Source organism: Cytobacillus sp. IB215665, from assembly GCF_033963835.1.
GTDB lineage: Bacteria > Bacillota > Bacilli > Bacillales > SM2101 > Nanhaiella.
The window spans coordinates 275,164-301,775 of sequence record NZ_JAXBME010000003.1 but is presented as its reverse complement, the minus strand read 5'-3'; the positions used below and the strand labels follow the sequence as shown (position 1 = coordinate 301,775).

Sequence of the window (26,612 nt, the reverse complement as noted above, 5' to 3'; positions counted from 1 at the left end):
TTAATTCTAGAGGAGGGGTAAGCCATTGAATAGCTGGAATGCAAACTTGTATGATGACAAGCAACATTTTGTTTCGAATTTTGGCAAAGAACTAATAGAACTGCTTAACCCACAAGCAGGAGAGAAAATTCTTGATTTAGGTTGTGGAACAGGTGACCTTGCAAATGATATATTTCAATTTGGATCAGAGATAGTTGGAGTTGACTCGTCTCAAGAAATGATTCAACAAGCACGAAGTAAGTATCCATTCATTTCATTTCTCATCCAAGATGGTGAAACCTTTATAACTCACGATAAATATGATGCTGTATTTTCTAATGCGGCTATTCATTGGATGAAGCAGACATCAAAAGTTGTTGAAAATATTTCACATGCGATAAAGCCAGGTGGAAGGTTTGTAGCAGAGTTTGGTGGGAAATACAATGTAGAAACAATTATCAAAGGTATATCAAGTGTACTATATGGTGAGTTTGGGATAGATGCTTCATCAAGAAACCCTTGGTATTTTCCAAGTGTAGGAGAGTACACCACCGTACTTGAAGAGCATGGTTTTAAAGTTCGTTACGCTCAATATTATGATCGACCGACATTATTGGTCGATCAAGAAAAAGGGTTGAATCATTGGTTAGATAGTTTTGCTACCGATTTTTTTGTTGGATTTAATGAAGAACAGCAGCTGCATTTATACAGATTAATTAATGAGAAAATAAAACCTCAATTGTTTCATCAAGGATCTTGGGTTGCGGATTATAAAAGGATTCGTATTATAGCTGAAAAATAAGTTAGTTGTTTGCATTTGCATTTATTGTTGTTTTCTTCTATAAAACGATGACTGTTGAGTAAAACGACTTTCTAATCTTCAATGTAAGGAACTATAGCAACAAAGTTTCCAAAAGAGTCAATAAGTTAGATATATATGATTTATTTGTTATAAAAATCATATTATTATGAATATATTGAATGCTAAATTTTTATCTTCTATAATATATGTTAGCATCGGGAAGTGTTTAAGCTATGTAGAAAGGATGACGTCAATGGGGTATGAATTTATTTTTATATGAATTAAATGAGTTTGAACATCTGCTCTTAACTTATTAATTGGTTGCTACCCAAGAGCTCCTTCAATTTTTATTTGACGAACGTATAAGTTTGCAAAAAAAATTGAAGGAGTGTTAACTGAAATGAAGGAAAAAAATTTCCGCATCCTGTTATATTCATTTGTTTTATCAAGTGTAGCGGTTGCTATGTATCAGGGAGTTTATAAAAATTACTTATTAGATCATTTGTCCTTTTCTCCAAGCCAATATGGTTGGGTTGATGGAATGAAGGAGCTACCTGGATTATTTGCAGTTGGAATTGTCTTTATTGCGTCGCGGTTTACCCCAAAAGCTGTGTGGATCTGCTCTCTAGTTGTGATTGCAGCAGGGTTAGTTTTATATACTGTCTCTGACAATTTGTTATTCATTATTATTTTCACTTTAATTTATAGTACAGGGACACATTTAAGGTCGATACAAGGAGATTATTTAGTAACTGATTTCTCTACAGAACGAGATCGTTCCTATAAATTTGGACTAATTGCAAGCTATAATGCAGTCGCAAGTTTATTAGGAATGGGTTTAGTGTGGGGAATTAGTACGGTATCTTCATTTGAAATAATCTTTATTATAAGCAGTATTTTCGCATTGATTAGCGCAATTGCCGGGGTGAAGATCGTGCAAGCTAAAAGTTACTCTTCTCCCACAGCGAAATTAGTTTTTAAAAGGGCGTATACTCCTTATTACTTGTTGACTATCTTATCTGCGACAAGGGAGATGTTTTTTATTACTTTTGGGACATTACTCTTGATTGAAACATTTAATACTTCTGTACAATTAATGGCACTACTGATGGCTGCTCACAGTATATGTGCCATCATCACGCGTCCATTAGTTGGTAAGGCAATACAGCGATGGGGTGAAGGAAGAGCACTTGCGGTTAATTATATCCTAGTTACGATTGTATTCGTAGGGTATGCTTTGTTCGATTATGTCTATCTTATTTATTTTCTTTTTATCATTGATGATGTGTTAGTTGGTTTTGACGATATCGGTATATCATCTTTCGTAGGACGTCTAGTTCCCAGGGATGAATTAAGTGCGACGTTAGCAATGGGTAGTACAATAGCGCACGTTGTTGCAGTTTGTATCCCAATTCTAGGAGCAGTAGTTTGGACAATGTTTGGATCTATGATTATTTTTCTGATTGGTGCTATTGTAACGATTATAGCAGCGTTGTTTTCATTCAAGTTGTCAAACTTTAAACTAATTTAACATTGTTTAGTTGTTATAGAAAAAATGAGGCTATTTGAAAAGATCAATTTCAAATAGCCTTCCTTATGTTCTAATAAAAGCATGCAATATTATTATCTTGGTTATACAAGTTGTTAAAATGTAGCGTGAGCAAAATAAAAATGCTCAAAAGCGCTTAATAGATCATGTCTGTTGCTGAAATATCGCTTGTCAATATCCTCAGGAGAAAGGTGTTCGTAAAGTAGCATATCTATTTGCTGAAGTGATAAGTCCATCGTATTTGGGTCTAAGCCAGTTTTTAGAGGTTCTTGCGCTTGTTTAGCTATTTCTTGCATTTGTAATATACGTTTTGATGCTCTGTCTGGGTCAAATGCAGTATCATCTAAATAGTCAAATACAATTGAACTTCCAGTTGGTATAATTCTTTTTAATGCTTGTAATGTTTCAAATATCGTGTCTATCGTTAAATAATACGTTACACCTAACCAGCTGATAAACGTCAATTTCTTAGGTGAGAATGAAGATTTAATAAGCACATTAGTAATGTTTTCCTCTGTGAAGTCTATTGGGATAAAGTGCACGTTGTTAGGTATTTCCCACTTGAGTTCAGCCATTCGCTTTATTTTGAGAGTCTGAGTTGCAGGATGATCAAGTTCAAAAACTTGTAAATGGTTTATTAATTCCGTTCTGCGATACGCAAACGTGTCAAAGCCTGCTCCTAATATAATATATTGTTCAACCCCTCTAGTAATAGCATTTTCTAAACAACCCTCCACATATTTTGCACGGCTCACAGTTTGTGGAATACATTGGGTACTCATAACCCAATTTAATGCGTCAGTTTTATTGCTATATTTTGATGCGTTTTCTGGATTGAAAAATGATATGGCCTTAGCCCAATTATGTCCAATCATGGCACTTTCTTTGCCTGATATTAGCTCTTGTGCAAGGAAATCATCAAAGATGATGGGGTAATGGTGTTGTGAATGATAGGATCTAGCAAAGGCACTAACAATTGCGGTTAGGCTTGCTTTGTTATTCACTTAAACATCTCCTTAACATATTTAAGTAGCTAACTACTTAGTTCAATCAGCGCTAATCATATTTTAACACAGAAGTTGAAAAATGGAAATAAATATTTAATTATAGCATATAATTTATAATTTGTCAATGTGTTTTTAGAGTTCTATTTCTTTTTATTAATACATAAGTATTATAGATAAACATAGTTACAGCTAGAAGGGAGAGGTAGTAATGTATTACCGCTTACTCGCTATCAATATTGATGGAACTCTACTACGGTCAAATGGTCGGTTACAAAAAGGTGTAAAGGAAGCAATTCAGTTTGTTCAAAATAAAGATGTGTATGTAACACTAATTACAGGCAGAAACTTTTTGTCAGCTCAAAAAGTAGCGAAGGCTTTAAAAATAGATTCCGTACTTGTAACTCTTAATGGGGCTTTTATTGCTAATTCTATAGATCGTCCAATCTATGTAAATGGTTTATCAGAGGAGAGAACTTTTAATATTGTGCAAGTGTTAGAAAATTATGATTGCAATATAAGATTAATTCATGAAAAATTCTCTTTAGGCAATAGAAAAAGAGCAACAGAAAATATAGTTGCAAAAGCAGTTTTAAATAGTGGTGATCCTTTGTTTTATCCATTGCAATTTGTTGATTCATTAGGTGACCATTTACGCGATAATCCAGTCTCAGCACTAAAAATAGAAGTGTATTTTTCCAATAAAGATGAGAAGAAGAAAGTGGAAGATACGATTAGCAAAGCATTTCCAACACTCTCTATACTTGCAAATATTGAAAATAAAATTGAAATTATTCCAGAAGGGGTATCAAAGCTTAACGGATTGAAGAGATTAGGTGAGCATATTGGTATTCAATTGAATGAAATGGTTGCAATTGGTTATGGGTTAGATGATTTACCTATAGTTAAACAAGTAGGCTTAGGTGTAGCGATGTGGGATTCACCAAACGAGGTGAAAAAGGCAGCAGATTGGATTACACGTACGAGTAATCAACAAGGTGTAACATATATGATTAAAGAACATTTTCGTAAGCAACAACGAAAAGAATTTCTCCGTGAAGTAAGTCGTTCAGGAGAAAACTAAATAGAACCTTGCCCATCACGTTAATTGTTGCGGTTGAGAGTCAAATCGGGTATACCTCACTTTACAAACTAATTAAAAAAACTTTCCTATAAGTGATTTTAACTTGATCACGACACTTTATAATATCAAATATTTAGGAGAAGCTATAAGTTACAAAAACAATAGTTTTTAACAATACAGCATGAATAGCTATCGTGCTCGAAACACATTTTGATGTTGATTTGAAATAAAGGTAAGATATTTATAACAAAGATGAGATGTTTTGATAAAATCACGATGTTCACAAAAAAATGTGATGGTATTCCCCTTTGGATATGGTTATCTAAAGGGGTTTTTATAGTGAAAAGAAAATAGTATTTGAATAAATAGCTGTTAATTGACATAAAGCTGTTCCATTAGATTCAATACTGAACCTGAAATAAAGTAGTGCTGTGATACAACATAAAGCGATTAAAGTTTGCAGAAGGTACCTTTCTTCACTCTGATCAAGGAGTACACTATGCTAACCCAACCTTTCAGTAATATGTAAAAAAACTGGGATTTAAACAATGAATGTCAAGGTGAGGAAACTGTTGAGATAACGCTCCAATAGAGTCCTTATTTGGGCACTTTAAAGGTGAATCCTATATAAAACCGTGTAGCACTTTAGAAGAACTGAAAAGAGAAGTAAGAAGTAATATGATGTACTACAACAATTTTAGATATCAATGGATCTTAATGAAGATGACTCCTGTTAAATACAGAAATTATCTTCTACATGTGACATGATCTTTTAGTTAAGTCCTTTACAAGGGGGGACATTTTAAAAACTAGTTAACCTTATTCTACAATGTGGCTCAAATCTGAAATAAAAATTTGCACCTTGTTTTTAGGGTCAGATTGTTTAGGGAAATTCTTATATTAAGTAGCAGACTTTTAACTGCAATGAAACCCGAACACCAAAATGGTTCCTAATGTTTAGCGTCAGTATAAAGTAATCTTACCCCAAGTCCTACAATCAGGTCAGTTACTTTATCAATCGTGTTTTGAACCTTAGTAGAAGCTAGCCATTGCTTAACATAATCTACTAGAAATACAATCACAGTAAATCATAATTTAATCATAAGTTTGATTTTGTTACTGAAAATGCACTCTCAGAAGCTGATACTAAGAACCCAATTAATATAGTAGGTTTAGATATGCAGCCACAACCGTACATAATAAAGGAATATTTTATGGTAGAAATAAAGAACAGTAAACTTACAAGCTTAAACTCTTGAAGTATTACTTGGTTATTAAATGATTTGTTTTTTAAAAGCCCCCCTTTAAGAGACAAGGTGAACGAAATATATGTGGAAGGAGGTGGAGCAAATTTCAAAATAATATATCTATTAAATTTCTAAAATTTAAAACTATCTGTACGGGGGGAACTAAATGTTGAAGAAGACATTCTTGGTTATGATAATGCTAACATTAATATTACCAATGTTCAGTGGTAATATTGCAGCAGCTATTAACTACCAGCACGCAGTTAACAGTTTAACTGAAACTAAATCTCAAATTTCATTTACTTCAAACGTAAATACGAGCTGGGTAGATGTTCATTACAAAGTTAATACAGGTGTCCAGCAAAATGTAAGAATGAATAAAGAAGGGTCGACTTTTACACATGAATTAAGTGGGCTAGAAGCTGGTGACATTATTGATTACAGTTTTACTTATAACAATGGTACTCCAGCATATAACACACCTTGGTATGAAAGTCCGCATGGATTGGAAGTGAGGCCAGAACCAGAGTCAGAACCAGAGCCAGAACCAGAACCAACACCTGTACCTGAGCCTAATACAGATGTCGAGCGACTTGTGATTGACGATTTTAACAGGTGGGAACAATGGAACTCAAATAAAAACGACTTAAACGAATCTATTATACGTAACGGAGGGGTTTACAACCTTGAAGGTAATAGAAATCTCTATTTTTTCTTTAACGGTGGATCGAGAGCTGAGTCATTTGATCAATACATAAATCGAGATATTTCTGCTTATGATACATTGGAGCTAACTTTAAAAAGTCCAAGTGTTGTTGAGGAAAATTCCATTAACATCGTTTTAAATGATGGAACAAATCACTCGCTAAAATTATCTGACTACGGCAATATCACAAGCAATTACCAAACAATCTCAATACCATTAGTTGATTTTCAGGCGGAATTAACGAATGCAATATTTTTACGCTACGAAGGCATAGGAACTGGTAAAATTGTTCGTATCGATGAAATGGTCCTTACATCATCTACTGGAGTTATGCCAGAACCTGAGCCAACAGAACCAACAGAACCAACAGAACCACCAACAGAACCAACTCCTGAACCAGTTCCAGAGCCAGAACCATCGAATCTCAATACAATTAATCCGTTTGAGAAAATCGAAGCAGAAAATTACGATTTTATGAGAGGAATTGACACGGAAGTTACTACTGACGTAGGTAGTGGACAAAACGTTGGTTGGACAGATAATGGCGACTACATCGCATTTGAAAATGTTGATTTTGGAACAGAAACCCCGAAAGGAATTGAAGCAAGAGTAGCTAGTCAAAGCATCGGTGGAACAATTGAAGTGAGGTTAGATGGTGTTGATGGACCTTTGCTGGGCACAGTAGATATTCAACATACTGGTGGATGGCAAAATTGGGTTACAAATACTTCTACTATCTCTAATGTCACTGGCACACATGATGTGTATTTAGTTTTCAAAGGAGTAGCTTCAGGGATTGGAAATTTAAATTGGTTTGTATTCACTAGTACAACAGGTCAAGTTGAGTCAGTAGAAGAGGAGCCAGATGAACAACCAGAAAATTCAGCGGGAGATGACAATCAAAATCCCTCACAATCTGATAGATATGAAATACAAGAAATTGGAGTAGGGGACTCTTTAGCACAAGTTCTTGAAATCTTAGGCCCACCACAGCGTGAGGATGTTAGTAAATATGGATTTACATGGTATATTTATAATCAATCCTATGAAAACTTCATAATGGTTGGTGTAGAAAATAGTAAAGTAGTTGCCTTATTTACGAATGCGACAAATTGGACAACGCCATCTCACTTAAAATACGGAGATAATAAGACGAATGTAGATGAAATTTATGGTGAGCCACTAGAGTATTATTTGAAAGGAAACACGAGATTTTGGATAAACGAATCACCTAATGAAGTAGCTACATATTCAGTTGAAGAGCTTTATATAACATTCTTCTACGATATATATGAACAACAGGAAGTAGCTGGTATATTATATATAAATAAGGATACAGAAGACCAATTTCGTAGCTATTATGGCAACCCATCTACAAATTTAACTGAAGTATATGCTAAACAAATATTTGATTTAGCTAATGTAGAAAGGGTAAAAAGAGACTTAAAGCCATTTATTTACGATGAAACTGTTTCAAAGGCTGCTTTTAATCATAGTAAAGATATGGCATTGCGAAATTTCTTTGATCATACAGACCCAGACGGCAAAAATGTAGTTGATCGGTTGAGAAATGAAGGGATTTTATCCTTTTCTTTGATTGCAGAAAATATAGCAGCTGGTCAGTATAATGCCATTTATGCTAATGCAGGTTGGATGAATTCATCAGGACACCGTGCTAATATTTTGGGTAATGCAGAAAGGTTAGGTACAGGTGTTTACTATAACCCAGATAGTCAATATAGAATTTATTATACCCAAAATTTTTATACTCCAAGATAATAACTTTTACATAATTTATGCAAAAATACTCAACTAAGTTTAGTTTTATAATCTAGTAAAATAAAAAGCTAACTTATAAATTAGACAAGTTCATTAGTTTGCTTACAGGGTCTGATTCCGGTTTAGAGGTGGAATCAGGCCTTTAGTTTTGTCCTTAGTATGTCCATTGAGTCGATTAAGAATTAATTGTATATTTTTAGGATAGACGTACAAAACTGATGCAATGTTTGGAGAGTTAACAACTAATCTAATCACTAGATCTTTCATACTAAATGGTATTGGTGGACTATTATTCGGATACTTATTTTGGAAGAAAGGTTTTGAATATGCAATTTTAGCACACATGTTTTTTTACAATTTACATTTATTCCACTCTTTTATTAGTTGTGATGAAACAACCAATTAGATTACAAGAGATCTTTTTTAACCCCGTCTCAAAAAAATTAGGACGGGGTTAATGAATTCGAAGGCTAAGAATTAAACAAATTTATTTGTTCATACAGTCTACTCATAGAACAAAATTTCTATCTAATCTCAACTCCCGCAGCACTCGTGTGTCCTCTCAAAATAATTTGAGATATCATAACGGACATTTCTTCTGGAGATTTATGATTTTCCTCTCTTAACCACCAATCTATTATTCCGACAAAAGCTGAGCTAGAAAAATGAAGAAGTACTTCTTTTGGAATTTTAAAATCAGCATCTGTCATTTCTAGATTATTAAAATTTTCTTCGAATTTACCAATCATGACTTCCTCTAAGTTTTTTCTAAATTCATAAACTCCATGTTTTCCGAACATTACTTGGTAAAAGAAGCGATGTTTTTCAACACTTTCATAAACTCTCTGAATGGTCATTTGATGATTTTTTATTTTAAACTGTTGCTCTTCGATATGATTATTAGAATCACCATAAGATGTTATGAGTTCTTTTAATACTACATCCATCATCTGCTCTAATAAATCATACTTGTCTTGATAATGTAAATAAAATGTCGCGCGGTTAATCATCGCTTCATCTGCAATGTTTTGGATTGTAATGCTGTCAAAACCTTTTTGTTGGAGTAATTTTAAGAAGGCTTCTCCAATTAGTTTTCTCGTACGAGTGATTCGTAAATCTTCTTTATTTGCCATAATGTACCAATCCAATCATTTTATTATTATTTTAAACAACAATTCATTTTACGATGTCGTGTATAAAACAAATGAAGAAACATTGATTATTGTCTCATCGTAAATTTCAAATATAATAACAGTATAAACAACAGGTTATTAAATAATCAACATGTTGTTGGGTAATATACACTTATTAAATTGTGCCCTTGGAAGGAGAAGCAAAAAGTAATGAATGTTGTAAGTTTAACAGATTGTATAAAACTAGAGAAAGTGTTGGTAGGTTCAAAAGCGATGAACCTATCTAAAATAAAATCAACAATACCTTCAATACCAGATGGGTTTATATTAACTTCAGATTCTTTTAAAAAATTTCTTACACATAACAATATCAGCTCCAAGAATAACCGACACATTCAAGAGGAAATTTTGACTGCTGAATATCCAAGGGAACTGGAATTATCAATATCAAAATCTTTCAAGGATATAAAAACCAGCCCTGATGTAACGATAGCCGTTCGTTCCTCTTCAGCAATGGAAGACCTAAATAACGCATCTTTTGCAGGGCAATATGAAACAATTTTGAGTGTGAAAAACTTAGATCAATTATTGGATAGTATTAAACGATGTTGGGCTTCGTATTTTTCAGCACACATACTAGACTATGCTAAAACCAATAATATATCTCTCTCCGATGTTCAGATGGGTGTTTTCGTTCAACAGATGATTCACGCAGATGTATCGGGAGTAATTTTCAGCTCTAATCCAGTAACGAATAACCAAAACGAAATACTAGTAAATGCAAGTTATGGATTAGGAGAAGCGATTGTGGATGGTAGTGTAACTCCAGATATGTATGTAATCAACAAAGAAAACAAGCACATTGTAAAAGAATTAGGTGATAAAGAGATACAAATAATTGCTATGGAAGATGGGAATGAAACCGTAGTGGTTTCTGCGGATCAACAAGAAATATTTTGCTTGGGTGACGAAGAAATTCTAGAACTAGTTGATATAACAATGAAAATAGAAAATTTCTTTGAAAATCCGGTAGATATAGAATTTGCTATAAAAAATAACATCATTTATATTTTGCAAGCAAGACCTATTACGACTTTTAAAGGAGAAAATGTATAATGACATCCAATGTATATCATGTAGATTTAAAGGATTTTAAACAAAATTTAATAATATCGGAGGAAGAGAAGCAATGGTTTTGGGAATACAATGATACGCATTTCTCGAAGCCACTTACTCCCTTATTTGCTTCATTCATGGGCCCTTCAGTTTCTAGTGGGACCTTGGAAGCTTTTGAAAAATTGAAACTCCCATTAAAACAATTTCAATTTAAAATTTCGAAAGGCTACCATTACCAAACAGTTAAAGTACATGATAACCCTGAGACGAGAGTAGCGGAACATAAAGAAGTGATGACAACAGTTTTTCCAAGAGCATCAGAAATTCTTTTTGAATATGTAGAAAATACTCTACTTCCATACTACAGCATACTGGATGAAGCAAAAAAACAAAAGTTAACCTTAGAAGAAGCAGAAGAAAGAGTGTTAGAACTTTTTCAGATGTATTTGAAAATTTGGTCCATACACTTTGAAGTAGTGATGCCAAAAATGTCAATGGGGCTAGCTCTTGAGGAGATATACGGGAAGTTGTTAAATACCAAAGACACAACAGGAGTATATGATTTGTTATTAGGAACCATGAATAAATCAATTGAAACAGACCGAGAACTGTGGAGGCTCTCTTTAATTGTTAAAGATTCAGCAATTTTATCTGAAATATTTAATAATTCATATGTGATTCATTTAAGTGATTCACTTAATAATGTGGATGAAGGCCGTCAGTTTTTAACTACTGTCAACACTTTATTGGAAACATATGGTTACCGTGCGAGCAATCATGAATTTAATGAAGAAACATGGGTGGAAAATCCGAATCATGCTTTAACATTGGTTAAAAACTATATTGAAAAAGACTTTGATTTCGAAGCTGAGCTGCAAGAAGGGATCAATAAGAGAGAGCAGAAAGTGAATGAAGTATTAGCTAGAATGCCTGATGGGGAGTTAAAAGAAACATTTATTTCACTTTATGGTATGGCACTTAGAATGTGGGGAATTAATGAAGACCATCATTTTTATATTGATGCGATGTTACCGGCAAAAGCACGTCTATTTTTATTAAATGTTGGAGGTTTATTAGTTAATCATTCTGTGATCGATAAGAAAGAAGATATTTCTTATCTTTATTTAGACGAATTAGTTGAATTATTAAGACAACCTAAGTCAGTATTTGACTTGATCAAAGAAAGAAAGGAAGAACATAAGAACAATGAAGCAATTACTCCTGTTCCTTTCTATGGTAATCCACCGGAAGGGCGTTCGTCAGATCCAATCGCAGAAAGAATGTTTGGTACAAGAATGGCCGACTTAAATGAAGAGAAGAAAACATTTACTGGTTATTCTAGTAGCGTAGGAGTACACACTGGAACAGTAAAGGTTGTTAGTGATCAAAGTGAATTTGATAAGGTGAGAAAAGGAGATATCCTTGTCTGTAAAACGACTACACCATCTTGGACAGTATTGTTTAACTTAGCAGGTGCTATTGTTACAGATGTAGGTGGAATTCTATCACATGCTGCTACTGTTGCAAGAGAATATGGAGTTCCTTGTGTAACTGGAACGAAAATTGCAACCTCTACACTAAAAGACGGAGATGTGGTTAAAGTGGATGGTGCTAAAGGTGAAGTTACCATTCTTGAATAAAACAAATCTAATTTTGTTGTCTATATTAATAGGGACGTTTTTAGTCCCTGTTAATTCAACAATGATCGCTGTTGGGCTTCCTAGTATTGCATCCTATTTAAATGTTTCAATTACTGATATATCATGGGTGGTTACTATTTATTTAATTGTTATGGCAGTCGTGCAGCCCATTGCGGGTAAATTAGGGGATTTATATGGGAATAAACAAGTAATGCAGATCGGGTTTATTGTGTTTCTTATCTCATCGATGGCTTGTGCTTTTTCTTTTAATTTGTTTTCTCTTATTCTATTCCGTTCTTTACAAGCACTAGGCGGTGCATTATTAACCCCAAATGCTACCGCGATTATTCGCTTCGCGATTCCAACAAAAAAATTGAGTCATGCTTTTAGTATTTTTGGCCTTACGATGGGTTTAGGTGCAGCGATAGGCCCCCTACTGGGTTCATTTTTAATCCGTTCATTCAGTTGGGAAGCTATATTTTGGGTTAATATTCCTTTTCTGGTCATTGGTGTGATTGCCACTTGGTTTATTGTACCTAATGTGAACGATTCCCAACCTAATAACAAAACCTTGGATATAGCAGGTACTTTATACCTTGGTGCAATATTGACATTCATGACATTATTTGCAACCAAAAATGAATTAATAACTGGTTGGACGACTCTTGTTTTATTTATCTTAGTTGCCTTATTTAGTTATCAAGAGCTAGTAAGCAAAGCTCCTTTAATTGAATTTAGTATGTTTAAAAATATCCATTTTACTACTGCAAACTTATTTATTATGATTAATAACTTTTTCATGTACAGTACGGTTCTATTTATTCCTATTTCACTGAATCAGTTTAGTATCAGCACAATTGGTATGATGTTATTCTATTTTGCCATTTCTATGTCATTATCTTCATGGATAGGGGGGACATTGGCCAATAAGATTGGTAAGGATAAAGTCATTTTTATATCGTTTTTCTTATGTTGTATCACAGCACTACTTTATTTCACGTTTAGTAATGAATCTTCGTATTTGTTTGTTGTAATTGCATTAATTTTTGGTGGTTTTTCTTCAGGGATTGGAATTTCCTCTATGCAGATCAATAGTTTGAAATCTGTACCAAGAGAGAAAGTGGGAATTGCTTCTGGCATTTACTCTACTTTTAGATATTTGGGTGGAATAATGGCATCCGTGGTAGTTGCTATTTTAATAGGCAATACATTCTTTTTTTTATTATTACTTTGTTTTTCAATCATAGGTCTTATCCTTTCACTTGGATTAGTTCTGAAAAATAGTACAAATTTAAATACAAAAAATATGAGGTGAAAATATGAATACACTCATTATCTATACACATCCGAATCGTTCCAGTTTATGTTATTCATTTTTGCAAAAAACTTTAAAGGGAATGAGAGAGAATTCCAATATTAATGAAATAAAACTACTCGATTTATATGAGGAAGGATTTAATCCTGCGCTTGTATTTAATAAGGACAAAAGAAGAAGGGACATGCATAAGGATCCTGATTTAAAAAAGTATAGAGATCAAATTATTCGGGCAGATAAAATTGTTTTTATTTATCCAATTTGGTGGGGAAGACCACCAGCAATGCTTTTAGGCTATATAGATCAAATATTCTCAACAAAATTTGCCTATAAAAATGTTGGAAAAATCATGCCTGAAGGGCTATTGAAGGGAAAATCCGTTGTTTGTATCTCAACAATGAAAGGACCGGAAATTCTTTATCCGTTACTTATATTGAGAAATTCCCATAAGCGTTCAATGGAAAAGTTAGTATTCAACTTTGTAGGAATTAAAGATGTAAAGTTTTTTGAATTCGGTAATATGGAGAACCCGAAAGGAAAACATACAAAAAAACTAGAAAAAGTTTACCAATATTTTCAGCAAATAAGTAGCTAAGTAAACTCAGTAATATAGGGAGAGAAGTAAAATGAAAAAAGTACTATTAGTGAAAGCAAATCCACAACAAGAGAAAAAATCTTATACACTGCGTTTAGCAAAAACGTTTATTGATGAATACCAAACGCAGAATCCAAATGATCAAATAATAGAGTTAGATTTGTACAAGGAAGAGATTCCTTTTATTGATGGTGATGTGTTATCTGCTAGAGGGAAGGTCGTGTTACAACAAGAGCTTAATGAAATAGAGTTTGAGAAAATAAATAAAATAAACTGACTAGCCTACTTATTTTTAGAGTCAGATAAAATCATTTTCTCTGCACCTATGTGGAATTTTGGTTTTCCACCTATGGTAAAGGCATATATTGATGCCATATCCATTGCAGGCAAAACTTTTAAGTACACAGAGATTGGGCCGGTGGGCTTAGCAGGAGATAAAGCTGTTGTTTTACTTGAGGCACGTGGGGGGATTTATTCAGAAGGTTCAGGAGCAAGCTCCGAACATACAAAAAGCTATTTAGAAACTGTCATGAATTTTTTAGGGGTTAAAAACTTTAAAGTTGTTTTGTGTGAGGGTGTAAATTTAGATCATTCAACAGCTGAAGAGATATACCTTGAAGCAGCTAACAATGCAAAAGAGGTTGCAAGATTATTTTAATTAAGTATAACTATCGCTCTTCTTGGCGTATAGAAGGTAACTAACGCTTAGGAAACTTATCTTCAATATCATTTCAGCACAAGCTCTCTCAAATGACATGAAAGAATATTTTTTTGTGAAACATAATAGAAAGTGTGTTGAATAACTATTATTCTTATCTGATGCACCAACAAATAAGGAAAACATATTATGTATTACATTGGTCATGGTGACATGGAAACTGCCCTACTATTTGATTAAAGTAGGGCAGTTCTTGTGTTTACTTATCTTTTTGAAAAGTAGTGACATTTATACATCGGCAATTACTTTCTAATTCTAAGGTAGGGTTTGATCCGACATCTATATGGGAAGGGTGCCACCTGCAACAGCTATTTTTTGTATTTCTATCATTGTATCAAGTAGATTACCTTATCATTATTTATACCGTATATTATCTGTTCAAGGCAGCGTAGATATTGATAAATGGTTTAACCATGATAACTTATTTTAAAATGATATCCTTACTTCCAAGCAGGAAAGAAATATTTAGTAGAGATAATCTTTTTTGAGGTGAAAATCTATTCGCCCACCCCATGATTGACCAATTTACATATGTTCTGTACACTTAGATAAGTTTGGATCGGACAATAAGAAGGTGATGTATATGAAAATATTAATAAATGGTTTGGATGATCCGCGATATAAACGTCCAATGGAACTAATTACAGATTTATTTTTTGAACAAAGCGAACTCTCGTTTAATAATACTGATGATCCAACATTAATTGTTACGGTTGATCTAGACGAGAGTAAAAACGCTTCAGCTACTGCTAAATTACATGTACTTGCTACAAATCATACATTTGAAGCAAAGATGGAAAAGTCGCTTGTTTCTTTTGAAAGTGAAAAGGAACGGTTTACCCAAATAAAAAATATCGTTTTATATGTGTATTTATCATTGTTACAGCAGCATACAAAAGTGAGACAACCATGGGGATTATTAACTGGGATTCGCCCAACGAAATTACTTCATAAAAAACGTCAGTTAGGTATAGCTAAAAAACAAGCCCATAACGAGCTTCGTGACAACTATATGATTTCAGATGAAAAAATACAACTGATGCAGCAAATTGTGGATCAGCAGCTTTCAGTTGTGCCAGATCTATATCAATTAAAGAACGAAGTAAGCATTTATATCGGAATTCCATTTTGTCCAACGAAATGCGCATATTGTACCTTTCCTGCTTATGCGATAAATGGTAGGCAGGGCTCAGTAAATTCCTTTCTGGGGGGACTACATTATGAAATGCTTAAAGTAGGAACTTGGTTAAAAGAGAATGGTATTAACATTACGACTATATATTACGGTGGTGGAACACCTACAAGTATTTCTGCAGAAGAAATGGATATGCTTTACGAGGAAATGTATGAGTCCTTTCCGAATGTTGAAAATGTACGAGAAATTACAGTAGAGGCTGGTCGGCCTGATACAATCACACCTGAGAAGCTCACTGTGTTGAACAAATGGAAAATTGATCGTATAAGCATCAATCCACAATCGTATATTCAGGAAACATTAAAAGCGATCGGACGGCATCATACGGTTCAAGAAACGATTGATAAATTTCATCTTGCTAGACAAATGGGGATGAATAACATTAATATGGACCTTATCATTGGATTACCTGGAGAAGGTAAAGAACAATTTCACCATACATTATCCGAAACAGAAAAATTAATGCCAGAATCTTTAACGGTGCATACTTTATCATTTAAACGTGCTTCAGAAATGACAAAAAACAAAGCAAAATATCCAGTAGCTGATAGACAAGAAATAGCCGAAATGATGGATATGGCTTCTGTATGGAACAATGAAAAAGGATATAGACCTTATTATTTGTATCGACAAAAAAATATCCTAGGAAATTTAGAAAACGTTGGATATGCTCTTCCTGGTCAAGAAAGCATCTATAATATTATGATTATGGAAGAACAGCAAACAATTATTGGATTAGGGTGCGGGGCATCGAGTAAATTTGTGCATCCACAAACAGGAAAAATAACAAGGTTTGCAAATCCTAAAGACCCTAAAACGTTTAATGACGGTTACGAAAAGTATACACATGATAAGATTTCTATCCTTTCAAATATATTTTCAGATTGAAAATTGCATTATTTTCACTACAAAAGTTGCCCTTGAAATTCTAACTTTCCTGGCAACTTTTTTTAGTGAATTTTATTTTTGGAATATTCGAAAAAATAAAGGTGTTTTACTTTTTTTTGATGAAATATATATTGGAATGACTTACTTAATTAATAGTAAAAAGGAGGAATTTTTTTTGTACATGACAATAGCCAGATTATTTGAACAAACGGTCGCAAAATTTCCTAAGAAGGAAGCGCTGGTTGATGTTGCTAAAGGTTATAGGTTAACTTATGAACAATGGGACATCGAGGTAAATAAGTTAGCAAATGCGTTACTTTCCTCAGGTGTGCAAAAGGGTGATAGAGTATCGACCTATCTTTTTAACACGAGTGAACTAGCAACGGCCCTTATAGCTTGTGCCAAAATTGGTGCTATATTTAATCCAATAAATTTTAGGCTGCAACCAAAAGAGGTAGCTTACATTTTAAGTGATGCAGAACCAAAAGTAGTATTATTTGAGCAAGCCTTAGAACCTCATATATTTGCAATTCATGAAGAATTTACAAACACTTCCTTCTGGTACATTAACGAAGATACTCCTTCTTATGCTGTAAGTTATGATGAAAGATTAAAACTAGCTTCTCTAGAACAACCCCAAGTAAAAATTAGTGAAGATGACCTCTACGCAATTATGTATACGAGTGGTACGACAGGAAGGCCTAAAGGTGTCCTTCACCGTCACCGTGATATGGTTGAACAAAGTATTATTTGCCTTACCGCTCTGAAAATAACGGATAAAGACCGAGGTCTTGTCACAGCCCCAATGTTTCATTGTGCTGAATTACATTGTTGCTTCATACCGAGGATACATGTCGGAGCAACTAATGTCATACTTCACCATTTTGATCCACAAAGTGTGTTAAAAACAATTGAAGTAGAGAAAATCTCAGTTTTGTTTGCAGCACCTACGATGTGGAATATGCTGTTGCAGGAACAAATTGAATCTAAATCACTCACTTCATTACGCTTAGGGCTATATGGGGCAGCGCCAATGGCTCCTGTATTAGTAAAGTCAATAAAAGAGATAATGGGAATTGATTTAATACAAGCATATGGTATGACGGAGATGGGTCCTGCGGTTTCGTTTCTTATGGAAGATGAACAATTACTCAAAGCAGGGTCTGCTGGCAGAGCATGCATAAACCACGAAATACGTATAGTACTGCCGAATGATGATGGCCCTGCAGATCCGGAGAATGTTCTGTCTCCTGGAGAAGTAGGGGAAATAATTGTTAGGGGTCCTTGTATGATGGAAGGATATTTTAATCGTACTGAAGCATCTGATAAAGCGATGTATAAAGGATGGTATCATTCAGGAGATCTAGGCTATCTTGATCAAGGAGGATATTTATATGTAGCAGATAGAGTTGATGACATGATTATAAGTGGGGGAGAGAACGTATATCCGAGAGAAATAGAGGACGTACTCCATGCATATGACGGAGTGCTAGATGTTGCTGTACTTGGGGAGCCAGATGAGGTATGGGGAGAAAAAGTCATAGCAGTAATAGTCAAAAAAAATCCACAGCTAACGGCAGAGATGTTAGAAGACTACTTGATAAATAGCGATCAGCTTGCAAATTATAAACGACCAAGAAAATATGTTTTTATAGATGCGTTACCTCGCAATGCGAGTGGTAAAATCCAAAAGTTTTTACTTCGAGAGCAAATGACTAACACACAAGTATAAATATCTTCTTTATATGGCTCTTTTCGTAATTTTTGTAGTTATTGTATCAAATGAATAATATAAAAGTGGTTTTATATTGTTAGTCATTATGTTACAGAAAAAAAGTTGCCCTGAACTCAAGTTGTGTAAGTATTTAAATAGATCTTTGGGGATTTGAAACTGAGATGATTGCAGAGTTTGTTATGGAGAAGTGGAGACTAAAGGTGTAATTGGAGGCTCGTTCTTTCCTTAAACCAACAAATAGGAGGCTGGTATCATGATGAATTCACCGTTACTTTTGCCAATGATGATGGAGCACGCTGAAACATATTTTCCGAACAAGAAGGTTATCTCTCGAACTGCACAAGGAAAAACAACGCATACGTATAAGCAAATTGGTGAAAGAACTAGACGTTTATCAAGTGCATTGCAAAAACTGGGGGTCAACAAAGGGGAACGTGTTGGAACGTTTGCGTGGAACCACCATCGCCATCTTGAAGCGTATTTTGGCATACCTGGGATAGGAGCGGTTCTTCATACAATTAATATTCGCCTAGCTCCTGAACATATCGTCTATATTATTAATCATGCGGAGGACAAAGTTTTATTAATAGATGATGATTTGCTTCCTCTTATTGAAAAAATTAAAGATGAGCTTCCAACCGTACGTGCTTATATTATTATGACAGATAAAGAAGACATTCCTGAAACAATACTTGAACCGGCTTTCCACTATGAAAAAATACTTGCTGATGCTGACCCAACATTTCCATTTGAAAATAATTTGGATGAAAATGACCCAGCAGGTATTTGTTATACATCAGCAACAACAGGGAATCCAAAAGGTGTCGTTTATTCTCACAGGGCAATTGTTCTACACAGCTTTGCATTAGGATTGGCCGACAGTGCAGCAATTTCTGAGAGTGATGTATCATTAGCAGTTGTACCGATGTTTCATGCTAATGCTTGGGGATTACCTTTTGCGGGGGTATGGTTTGGAACAACCATGGTTATGCCAGGACCTTCTTTTACCCCAAAGATATTAGCACAATTAATGGAGTCAGAAAAAGTGACAATAGCAGCTGGTGTTCCTACGGTTTGGTTAGGGTTATTACAGGTTCTTGAGCAAGGAGACTACAATTTAAATAGTGTAACTAGAATTTTATGTGGTGGTTCTGCTGCACCAAAAGGAATGATAAAAGCATTTGAATCCAAATATGGCATCCCATTTATTCATGCATATGGAATGACTGAAACGAGCCCACTTGTTGTTTTGTCTAGATTAAAAAGCCACCAAACTAACTTATCAGAGGAAGAGCGTTTAGAAATTCGAGCTAAGCAAGGTTATCTTGTGCCGGGTGTTGAAATGAAAGTGATCGGTAAAGATGGCGAAGTAACATGGAATGGAACAGAAATGGGTGAGCTTTGTTTACGAGGTCCATGGGTAGCAGAAGAATATTATCATGATGATAGAAGTAAAGAGGCATTTCGTGATGGCTGGCTCTATACAGGTGATGTAGTAACAGTGGACCAAGAAGGGGTAATTAAAATTGTAGATCGTACAAAGGATCTTATTAAAAGTGGTGGAGAATGGATTTCATCTGTAGATTTAGAAAATGCCTTAATGGCTCATGAAGAAGTTTTTGAGGCTGCTGTCATTGCAGTTCCTCATGAAAGGTGGCAAGAGCGACCAATTGCATGTGTTGTAATGAAGGATGAAAGAAATACTGTAACGAAGGAAGAGCTTTACGAGTATTTACGCCCTCAGTTTGTCAAATGGTGGCTTCCTGATGATATCGTATTCATGAAAGAAATACCTAAGACATCAGTTGGGAAATTTTTAAAAAGAGCATTGAGGGAGCAGTTAAAGGAGCATCTTCAAAAACTATAAACAAAAATAATTTCAGAATATTTATTTTATTGTATAGTTTTGGTACAATTATAAAGAATAAATAAAAGGGGGATAATTATGACAACTCAAAGCTCTACTGAAGTAGTTCTATTAACAGTCGAAGAAAGAGTGGCAACACTAGAACTAAATCGTCCGAAAGTTTTAAATGCGATGGACGTAGAAATGATTTTTAGTATAGTAGAAAAGCTTCATGAAGTTGCTGACAGTGAGGCAGACATACTCGTTATTAAAGGAAGCGGGAAAGGTTTTTGTTCAGGCGGTGACATTAAATCAATGCTAGCAACTGCCGCATCAGCTGGACCAGAAGACTTCGAAAAAATGATGAACAAAATAAACGAAATGATGGAAACGCTTTATAAGTTACCATTGTTAACGATTAGTGCAATTCATGGTCCTGCAGCTGGATTAGGGTTAAGCTTTGCGTTAGCGAGTGATTACGTAATGGCTGAAGCTCATTCAATTGTTGCGATGAACTTTATCGGGATCGCCTTAGTTCCTGACGGTGGAGGACATTTCTTTATCGAAAGACGTGTAGGTGAACAAAAGGCGAAAAAAATTATTTGGGAAGGCGAAAAACTTCCTGTAGCTAAGGCACTTGAACTAGGACTGATTGATCAAGTTGTTGAAGGTAACTTCGAGGAAGCAGTTCAAGCTAAAGTTACTGAGTGGTTAAACAAACCTACGAAAACAATGTTAGAGACTAAAAATATTTTTAAACAAATGCATTTACCTACATTAAAGAATATTCTTGAGTTAGAAAAGCAGGCCCAATTTAAAATGCGCCAAACGGCTGATCATCAAGAAGGTATCATCTCATTTATTGAGAAGAGAAAACCTCAATTTATAGGCAAATAATCATAATATTGAAAGCGATTTCAGAAACGATTTACTTTCTAGTAAGTAAAAAAGCGCAAGTGTCACATTACATAACAATAGTGAGCTTGCGCTTTAGTTTCGAATAAAACTCTGAAATTGACCGATAAAAGTAGTAGATTTGACATGAAAAACAGTAAATTTGACCGATGAAATTGCATAATTGACAATCAGTACATGTAGTCGATGAACAATGATTGTTAACGATATGCGTTTGCCTGTTACATCTCACAACATCAACATCGGACTTATTTGTGGAAAATTTTATTAGCGATGAAACAAAATTAATTTTCCTTGCGAAGACGTACAGCGGTGTGTTTTATCTTGGTAGTTTGATTCAACTAACAATTGTTCTCCTTTTAACTTTGCTTCTTTGTCACCGCTTGCTTCAAATGTCTTTTCTAGTAATTTCTCACCGCTTGCATCATATACTGTTAAAGTGTACACAATTCAACAACTCCTTATTAAATAATTACTATTATTCTTACATAATAATCAAAATTCTGCAAAAAATATGAAACTTATTAGTTTTTTTATTCGTAATTATAGTATCGAAAAATAGGAGGGGGTAGACTATGGGATTAAAGCTAGAGAATGTAACAAAACGTTTCGGCAGTTTTTCAGCTGTCGATAAGTTAACAATTGATATTCCAGAGAAAGAAATGTTCGGCTTCTTAGGGGCGAATGGGGCTGGAAAAACGACAACCTTTCGAATGATTTTAGGATTGTTAGATGCTACTGAAGGAAACATCACTTGGGAAGGAAAACCAATTAATTATTCATCAAGCCATTTAGTTGGTTATTTGCCAGAAGAACGAGGACTCTATCCAAAATTGAAGGTTGTCGAGCAGATTGTTTATTTTGGTAGGCTACGAGGGATGGACAAAGCAAAGGTGGTAAAAGAACTAGACTACTGGCTTGAACGATTCAAAGTTCCAGAATACAAGAATAAAAAAGTTGAAGAGTTATCTAAAGGTAACCAGCAAAAAATTCAATTTATCTCGGCTGTCATACATAAACCTAAATTACTTATTTTGGATGAGCCATTTAGTGGCTTAGACCCAGTAAATGTTGAACAACTAAAAGAAGCTGTCATTGACTTGAAAAATGAAGGTACTTCAATCGTTTTCTCAAGCCATAGAATGGAACATGTGGAGGAATTATGTGAGCATTTATGTATTATGCATCACGGTAAACCTGTCGTTCATGGTAGCCTAAAAGATATTAAAAGGTCATTTGGTAAAAAGAATGTAATGATCGACGCTGACTTTGATTTATCTGACATTAAAACGTTACCTGGTGTAGTCAAAGCTAAGGATACGGCACTAGGAGTGGAGCTGCAAGTAGAAAATGAGAATGTTTCACAAAAGATTCTTGCACAAATTAGCAATAAGGGCTTTATTAGAAAATTTATGCTAGAAGAACCTTCGTTAAATGATATTTTTATAGAAAAGGTAGGTGCTTCTTATCATGAATAAATTTTGGATTATTGTGTCAAATACCTACATGACCAAGTTAAAAACAAAATCGTTTATTATATCAACTCTTATCATTGGCTTAATAGTATTTGCTTTAGGAAATATGCAAAATATTATAGATTTTTTTGATAAACAAGATAAGGCAACAACGATTGCTGTAATTGACGAAACTGCGGAGTTATTTGAGCCTTTTAAAGCCCAGTTAGATGTTTTTAGTGAAGAGTTAACCGTTGAGAAATATAGTGGGACAGAAGAAGAAGCGACATTGAAGGTTGAAGAGGAAGATTATACTGGATTTATCATTCTTTCTTATAATGAAGCAAATTTACCTCAAGGAACCTTTAAGGCGATGAGTATAACTGATAATGATGTAAATACGAAGCTAGAACAAGCTTTACAGCAATTGAAAACAACGATTGCAACGAGTCAAATAGGACTTGAACCATCACAGGTGGAGAAATTATATGAACCAGTATTTTTCGAAAAAATAGCACTTGCAGAGGATGCAAAAACAGAGGAAGAATTAATGCAAGCACGAGGCATTGTTTATGTGTTATTATTCTTCATTTATATCTCAGTCATCATGTATGCGAGTATGATAGCTACTGAAGTTGCCACTGAAAAAACTTCACGGGTAATGGAAATAATTATTTCGAGTGTTTCGCCTGTTACACAAATGTTCGGGAAAATTTTAGGTATTGCTCTTCTTAGCTTAACGCAGCTTGCAGCTATACTAGCAATAGGATATTTTTCATTATCAAGCAATGTAGATAATATTAAAAACAGTGGCGGGGTTTTAGAATTCTTTGGGTTTGCTAATATACCAGCATCTACGATTATATATGGTTTTGTATTTTTTATACTTGGATATTTGTTATATTCAACACTTGCTGCAGTTCTAGGTTCGTTAGTGAGTAGGATTGAAGATGTACAGCAAATGATTATGCCAATGACACTGTTAATCGTTGCAGCTTTTATGATCGCGATGTTTGGATTAGGAGTACCTGAAGCCTCCTTTATTACAGTCACATCTTATATACCATTTTTTACTCCGATGATTATGTTTTTACGTGTAGGCATGTTAAATCTTCCTTGGTGGGAAATTGCTTTAAGTATCACACTGCTAGTTGGAACAATTGTTGCGTTAGCGTTATTCGGAGCAAAAGTATATCGCGGTGGTGTATTAATGTACGGAAAATCAAGTTCGTTTAAAGATATTAAAAAGGCGCTACAATTAACAAAAAAATAACGGTAAATGTATATCAATCTGTTATTATTCATGTTCGTTAAGCATAACGCTTTAAAATAATAATAAGACCACTGAAAATGTTTCAGTGGTCTATTTGTATAATAAGGCTTTTGAAATACCGATAAAGTACTCAGATTCACGAATGATATGATCTATTACTACAATTGCAGTTTGATTTTCTTGGATGGGCTTGCTATGTCTTTGGAGGAACCTGCACAGTTTAATAAACTCTTCACTCTGTTGTAAGCAAAATTGTACTAGTTTCATAATGTCTTCATGGAGCTTAGCAGATATTTGATTACCTGAGCGTATGACAGTTTCAATAAACCTGACTATATGTTGATGTGTTTCTTTAAGTGTTTGTTCCCATACTTTTAACTGATCTACATATTCAGATTCTAGATCTTTAACAAGCTCTCTAATGACAACAGTATGTTCCTCTTCCTGGTGCTTCCAAAATTCAGCTTCATCAAGTATGCGCAAGGGCATTTGCTGCCCATAATAGAATTGCAAATAAACTCCCCCTTAATAGAAATATGTAATACTAATGGAAAATAGCATCCATCATCAGCTAGATAAAATCTTGCATGAATTGAATAGAATGTAATTGGATAGAATAAGAAGTAAAATATCGAATGACAAGTGAAGACTGTTTTCACATTGATTCATTACGTTCGTTATAACATATTTGAACGTATACATTTAGATCTAGCGTTTGTGACTTCTTTTCTATTTTTTAGAACTTTTTGAGCCCTCATAAGAACCATCATACTATCCATTTTTAGTAACGCTATTTTCGCATTAAGAAATAAATACGTAGTCAATTTGTGTTCGTGGCATCTTTTCTACTGTACAACGAGACGATGGTACGAATTTGATAACCATAGCAGCAGAGTTTACGAAAAAAGCCTATGTTAATGAAGCATAATAGCATCTAATCGTTATATCATTTGGCTTAAATTTAGACTTAGTAGAATGATAAAGCATGATGATCTACATATACACAATGTATGTAACTACTACTTTGAAAATGCTTTTTAATAGACATTTATATAGATTTGCCAATGAAAGCTAATGCATCTGTAGTAGTTCCTACTAAGCTCGGGGTGATTTTATATTTGGGTTGTAAATTGCTTGAGTAGGGATATAGTGACACGGTTAAATTGAGCAGCAACAAACGCTTTGTAACAATGACTATGAAGTTACTTTTACTTAGAAAAATAAACAATCAAAGTGAAAGCATTTTTTATGTTATATAATCAATCAAGAAATGCTTTATTAGAGCTAGATAACGGTATACTTTTGTGATTTACGAAAAAGAGGGGTTTATGAGCAACATATGGTAAAATAAATAGAATTATAATAATAGTAAATAGTTGTTTAAAAGGAGCAAGTTTATATGGAGCAAATCAAATTTTTACATGCAGCAGATTTGCATTTGGATAGTCCTTTTGTTGGATTAAAAAAGCTTCCCACACAAATATTTCAACGAGTAATGGATAGTACCTTTATTGCATTGACAAATCTTGTTGATATCGCAATAAAAGAACAAGTAGATTTTGTTATTCTAGCAGGTGATATTTATGATCAAGAGGATCGAAGCATAAGAGCCCAAGCTCGATTAAGGAAAGAAATGGTAAGGTTGAAAGAAGCACAAATAGAGGTATATATTGTGCACGGGAATCATGATTATATTAATGGATCATGGATAGATATAACGTGGCCTGAAAATGTACATATTTTTGCTGATGAAACAGTTGAATGTAAGACTTATAAAAAAGAAGGAAAAGAGCTTGTCAATTTATATGGGTTTAGTTATCGAAACAGATCCGTACGTAACAATATGACTGACCTGTATAACAAACATGGAGAAGTAAAATTTCATATTGGGATCCTACACGGCAGTTCTGAAGGACAAACAGAACATAATAATTACGCCCCGTTTACTGTTAGACAACTCATTGAAAAAGATTTTGATTATTGGGCATTAGGCCATATCCATCAACGTCAAGTTCTATGTGATAACCCTCCAATTATATATCCAGGGAATACTCAAGGTAGGCATCGAAAGGAGTATGGTGAAAAAGGCTGTTATATAGTGAACCTATCTACAACAGGTGTATCTTATTCTTTTCATCCAACTACAAATCTCATTTGGGATCAGTTAGAAATTAATATAGCGCAACTTGAAACATTTGAGGAGTTGTTAAACGTAAGCTATACAAAATTTGAAGAGATTCGATCAAGAAATAATGGAACCCTACTATCTATTGAGTTTATTGGATCAGGACCACTACATAAAGTATTGCATAATGAAGCACAGTTAGAGGATTTTTTATCAATCATAGTTGATGGTGAAGAGGAAAGGCAAGATTTTATCTGGGTTGACAAAACGATCGTTAATACTAGTGAAGGTATTAAGGATAAGAACCTAGCGCAATCTCCTTTTCTCAAAGATTTAGTTTCTATGATAAGCGAGTTCGAAGAATATGAGGAAGTTCTCAAACCGCTATTTTCTCATTCTCAAGCACGTAAATACCTTACAGAGTTGTCTGAAGAAGATATACGTGAAATTCATAACGAGGCTCAGAAGTTATTATTCAGAGAATTATACTAATCATGGAAATAAGCGGGTGATT

Annotated in this window: 19 protein-coding genes and 2 pseudogenes; 17 read left to right on the top strand and 4 right to left on the bottom strand. The window is 34.2% G+C overall.

The window, feature by feature from the left end:
- Nucleotides 1–25 precede the first annotated feature (25 nt).
- Nucleotides 26–781, top strand: coding sequence for a class I SAM-dependent methyltransferase (locus SLH52_RS05645; protein ID WP_320208304.1), 756 nt, complete (start codon nucleotides 26–28; stop codon nucleotides 779–781).
- 400 nt (nucleotides 782–1,181) lie between these two features.
- Nucleotides 1,182–2,312, top strand: coding sequence for an MFS transporter (locus tag SLH52_RS05640; protein ID WP_320208303.1), 1,131 nt, complete (start codon nucleotides 1,182–1,184; stop codon nucleotides 2,310–2,312).
- A gap of 113 nt (nucleotides 2,313–2,425) precedes the next feature.
- On the opposite strand, the gene SLH52_RS05635 is transcribed toward SLH52_RS05640, so the two are convergent.
- Nucleotides 2,426–3,334, bottom strand: coding sequence for an SAM-dependent methyltransferase (locus SLH52_RS05635; RefSeq protein WP_320208302.1), 909 nt, complete (start codon nucleotides 3,332–3,334; stop codon nucleotides 2,426–2,428).
- Nucleotides 3,335–3,545: 211 nt separating this feature from the next.
- On the opposite strand from SLH52_RS05635, the gene SLH52_RS05630 reads away from it, so the two are divergent.
- The 3 genes and pseudogenes from SLH52_RS05630 to SLH52_RS05620 all read left to right on the top strand — a co-directional run bounded on the left by SLH52_RS05630 (nucleotide 3,546) and on the right by SLH52_RS05620 (nucleotide 8,150).
- On the top strand, nucleotides 3,546–4,418 hold the full coding sequence (locus SLH52_RS05630) for a Cof-type HAD-IIB family hydrolase (protein ID WP_320208301.1): 873 nt from the start codon (nucleotides 3,546–3,548) through the stop codon (nucleotides 4,416–4,418).
- Between the two features lie 471 nt (nucleotides 4,419–4,889).
- Nucleotides 4,890–5,186, top strand: a pseudogene (locus SLH52_RS05625) (IS3 family transposase); the annotation flags it as partial.
- A 645-nt stretch (nucleotides 5,187–5,831) separates the two neighbouring features.
- The gene (locus tag SLH52_RS05620; RefSeq protein WP_320208300.1) at nucleotides 5,832–8,150 is read left to right on the top strand and encodes a carbohydrate-binding protein; all 2,319 of its coding nucleotides are present in this window, start codon (nucleotides 5,832–5,834) and stop codon (nucleotides 8,148–8,150) included.
- 524 nt (nucleotides 8,151–8,674) lie between these two features.
- On the opposite strand, the gene SLH52_RS05615 is transcribed toward SLH52_RS05620, so the two are convergent.
- Entirely contained in the window at nucleotides 8,675–9,283 is a 609-nt protein-coding gene (locus tag SLH52_RS05615; protein ID WP_320208299.1) for a TetR/AcrR family transcriptional regulator, read from the bottom strand.
- Between the two features lie 210 nt (nucleotides 9,284–9,493).
- Between SLH52_RS05615 and SLH52_RS05610 the strand changes: the two genes are divergently transcribed.
- The 9 genes and pseudogenes from SLH52_RS05610 (at nucleotide 9,494) to SLH52_RS05565 (ending at nucleotide 21,228) form a co-directional block, all read left to right on the top strand.
- Complete coding sequence (locus SLH52_RS05610) at nucleotides 9,494–10,399, top strand: PEP/pyruvate-binding domain-containing protein (RefSeq protein ID WP_320208298.1); 906 nt, start codon at nucleotides 9,494–9,496, stop codon at nucleotides 10,397–10,399.
- Nucleotides 10,399–12,039 carry a PEP-utilizing enzyme gene (locus SLH52_RS05605; RefSeq protein ID WP_320208297.1) on the top strand — a complete coding sequence of 547 codons (1,641 nt, stop codon included), beginning with the start codon at nucleotides 10,399–10,401 and terminating at the stop codon, nucleotides 12,037–12,039. Before SLH52_RS05610 ends, SLH52_RS05605 begins: the two co-directional genes overlap by 1 nt.
- Nucleotides 12,032–13,354: an MFS transporter gene (locus SLH52_RS05600; protein WP_320208296.1), complete on the top strand. Its 1,323-nt coding sequence runs from the start codon at nucleotides 12,032–12,034 to the stop codon at nucleotides 13,352–13,354. The genes SLH52_RS05605 and SLH52_RS05600 overlap by 8 nt, the downstream gene beginning before the upstream one ends.
- Nucleotides 13,355–13,358: 4 nt before the next feature.
- The gene (locus SLH52_RS05595; protein WP_320208295.1) at nucleotides 13,359–13,949 is read left to right on the top strand and encodes an NAD(P)H-dependent oxidoreductase; all 591 of its coding nucleotides are present in this window, start codon (nucleotides 13,359–13,361) and stop codon (nucleotides 13,947–13,949) included.
- Nucleotides 13,950–13,980: 31 nt separating this feature from the next.
- Nucleotides 13,981–14,607, top strand: a pseudogene (locus SLH52_RS05590) (FMN-dependent NADH-azoreductase).
- A 643-nt stretch (nucleotides 14,608–15,250) separates the two neighbouring features.
- Nucleotides 15,251–16,750, top strand: coding sequence for a coproporphyrinogen III oxidase (locus tag SLH52_RS05580; protein WP_320208294.1), 1,500 nt, complete (start codon nucleotides 15,251–15,253; stop codon nucleotides 16,748–16,750).
- 175 nt (nucleotides 16,751–16,925) lie between these two features.
- Nucleotides 16,926–18,482, top strand: coding sequence for a fatty acid--CoA ligase (locus tag SLH52_RS05575; RefSeq protein ID WP_320208293.1), 1,557 nt, complete (start codon nucleotides 16,926–16,928; stop codon nucleotides 18,480–18,482).
- A gap of 256 nt (nucleotides 18,483–18,738) precedes the next feature.
- Nucleotides 18,739–20,352 (top strand): long-chain fatty acid--CoA ligase, encoded by a 1,614-nt coding sequence (locus tag SLH52_RS05570; protein WP_320208292.1) that lies wholly within the window; start codon nucleotides 18,739–18,741, stop codon nucleotides 20,350–20,352.
- Nucleotides 20,353–20,430: 78 nt separating this feature from the next.
- On the top strand, nucleotides 20,431–21,228 hold the full coding sequence (locus SLH52_RS05565) for an enoyl-CoA hydratase (protein WP_320208291.1): 798 nt from the start codon (nucleotides 20,431–20,433) through the stop codon (nucleotides 21,226–21,228).
- A gap of 285 nt (nucleotides 21,229–21,513) precedes the next feature.
- Here the strand turns inward: SLH52_RS05565 and SLH52_RS05560 are convergent, their stop codons facing one another.
- Entirely contained in the window at nucleotides 21,514–21,693 is a 180-nt protein-coding gene (locus tag SLH52_RS05560) for a YhzD family protein (RefSeq protein WP_413785491.1), read from the bottom strand.
- Nucleotides 21,694–21,821: 128 nt separating this feature from the next.
- Between SLH52_RS05560 and SLH52_RS05555 the strand changes: the two genes are divergently transcribed.
- Together SLH52_RS05555 and SLH52_RS05550 are read left to right on the top strand one after the other, a co-directional pair.
- Complete coding sequence (locus tag SLH52_RS05555; RefSeq protein WP_320208290.1) at nucleotides 21,822–22,724, top strand: ABC transporter ATP-binding protein; 903 nt, start codon at nucleotides 21,822–21,824, stop codon at nucleotides 22,722–22,724.
- On the top strand, nucleotides 22,717–23,973 hold the full coding sequence (locus SLH52_RS05550) for an ABC transporter permease (protein WP_320208289.1): 1,257 nt from the start codon (nucleotides 22,717–22,719) through the stop codon (nucleotides 23,971–23,973). The genes SLH52_RS05555 and SLH52_RS05550 overlap by 8 nt, the downstream gene beginning before the upstream one ends.
- Nucleotides 23,974–24,063: 90 nt before the next feature.
- On the opposite strand, the gene SLH52_RS05545 is transcribed toward SLH52_RS05550, so the two are convergent.
- Nucleotides 24,064–24,486, bottom strand: coding sequence for a DUF2935 domain-containing protein (locus SLH52_RS05545; protein WP_320208288.1), 423 nt, complete (start codon nucleotides 24,484–24,486; stop codon nucleotides 24,064–24,066).
- An 886-nt stretch (nucleotides 24,487–25,372) separates the two neighbouring features.
- On the opposite strand from SLH52_RS05545, the gene SLH52_RS05540 reads away from it, so the two are divergent.
- Nucleotides 25,373–26,590: a DNA repair exonuclease gene (locus SLH52_RS05540; RefSeq protein WP_320208287.1), complete on the top strand. Its 1,218-nt coding sequence runs from the start codon at nucleotides 25,373–25,375 to the stop codon at nucleotides 26,588–26,590.
- Nucleotides 26,591–26,612 lie beyond the last annotated feature (22 nt).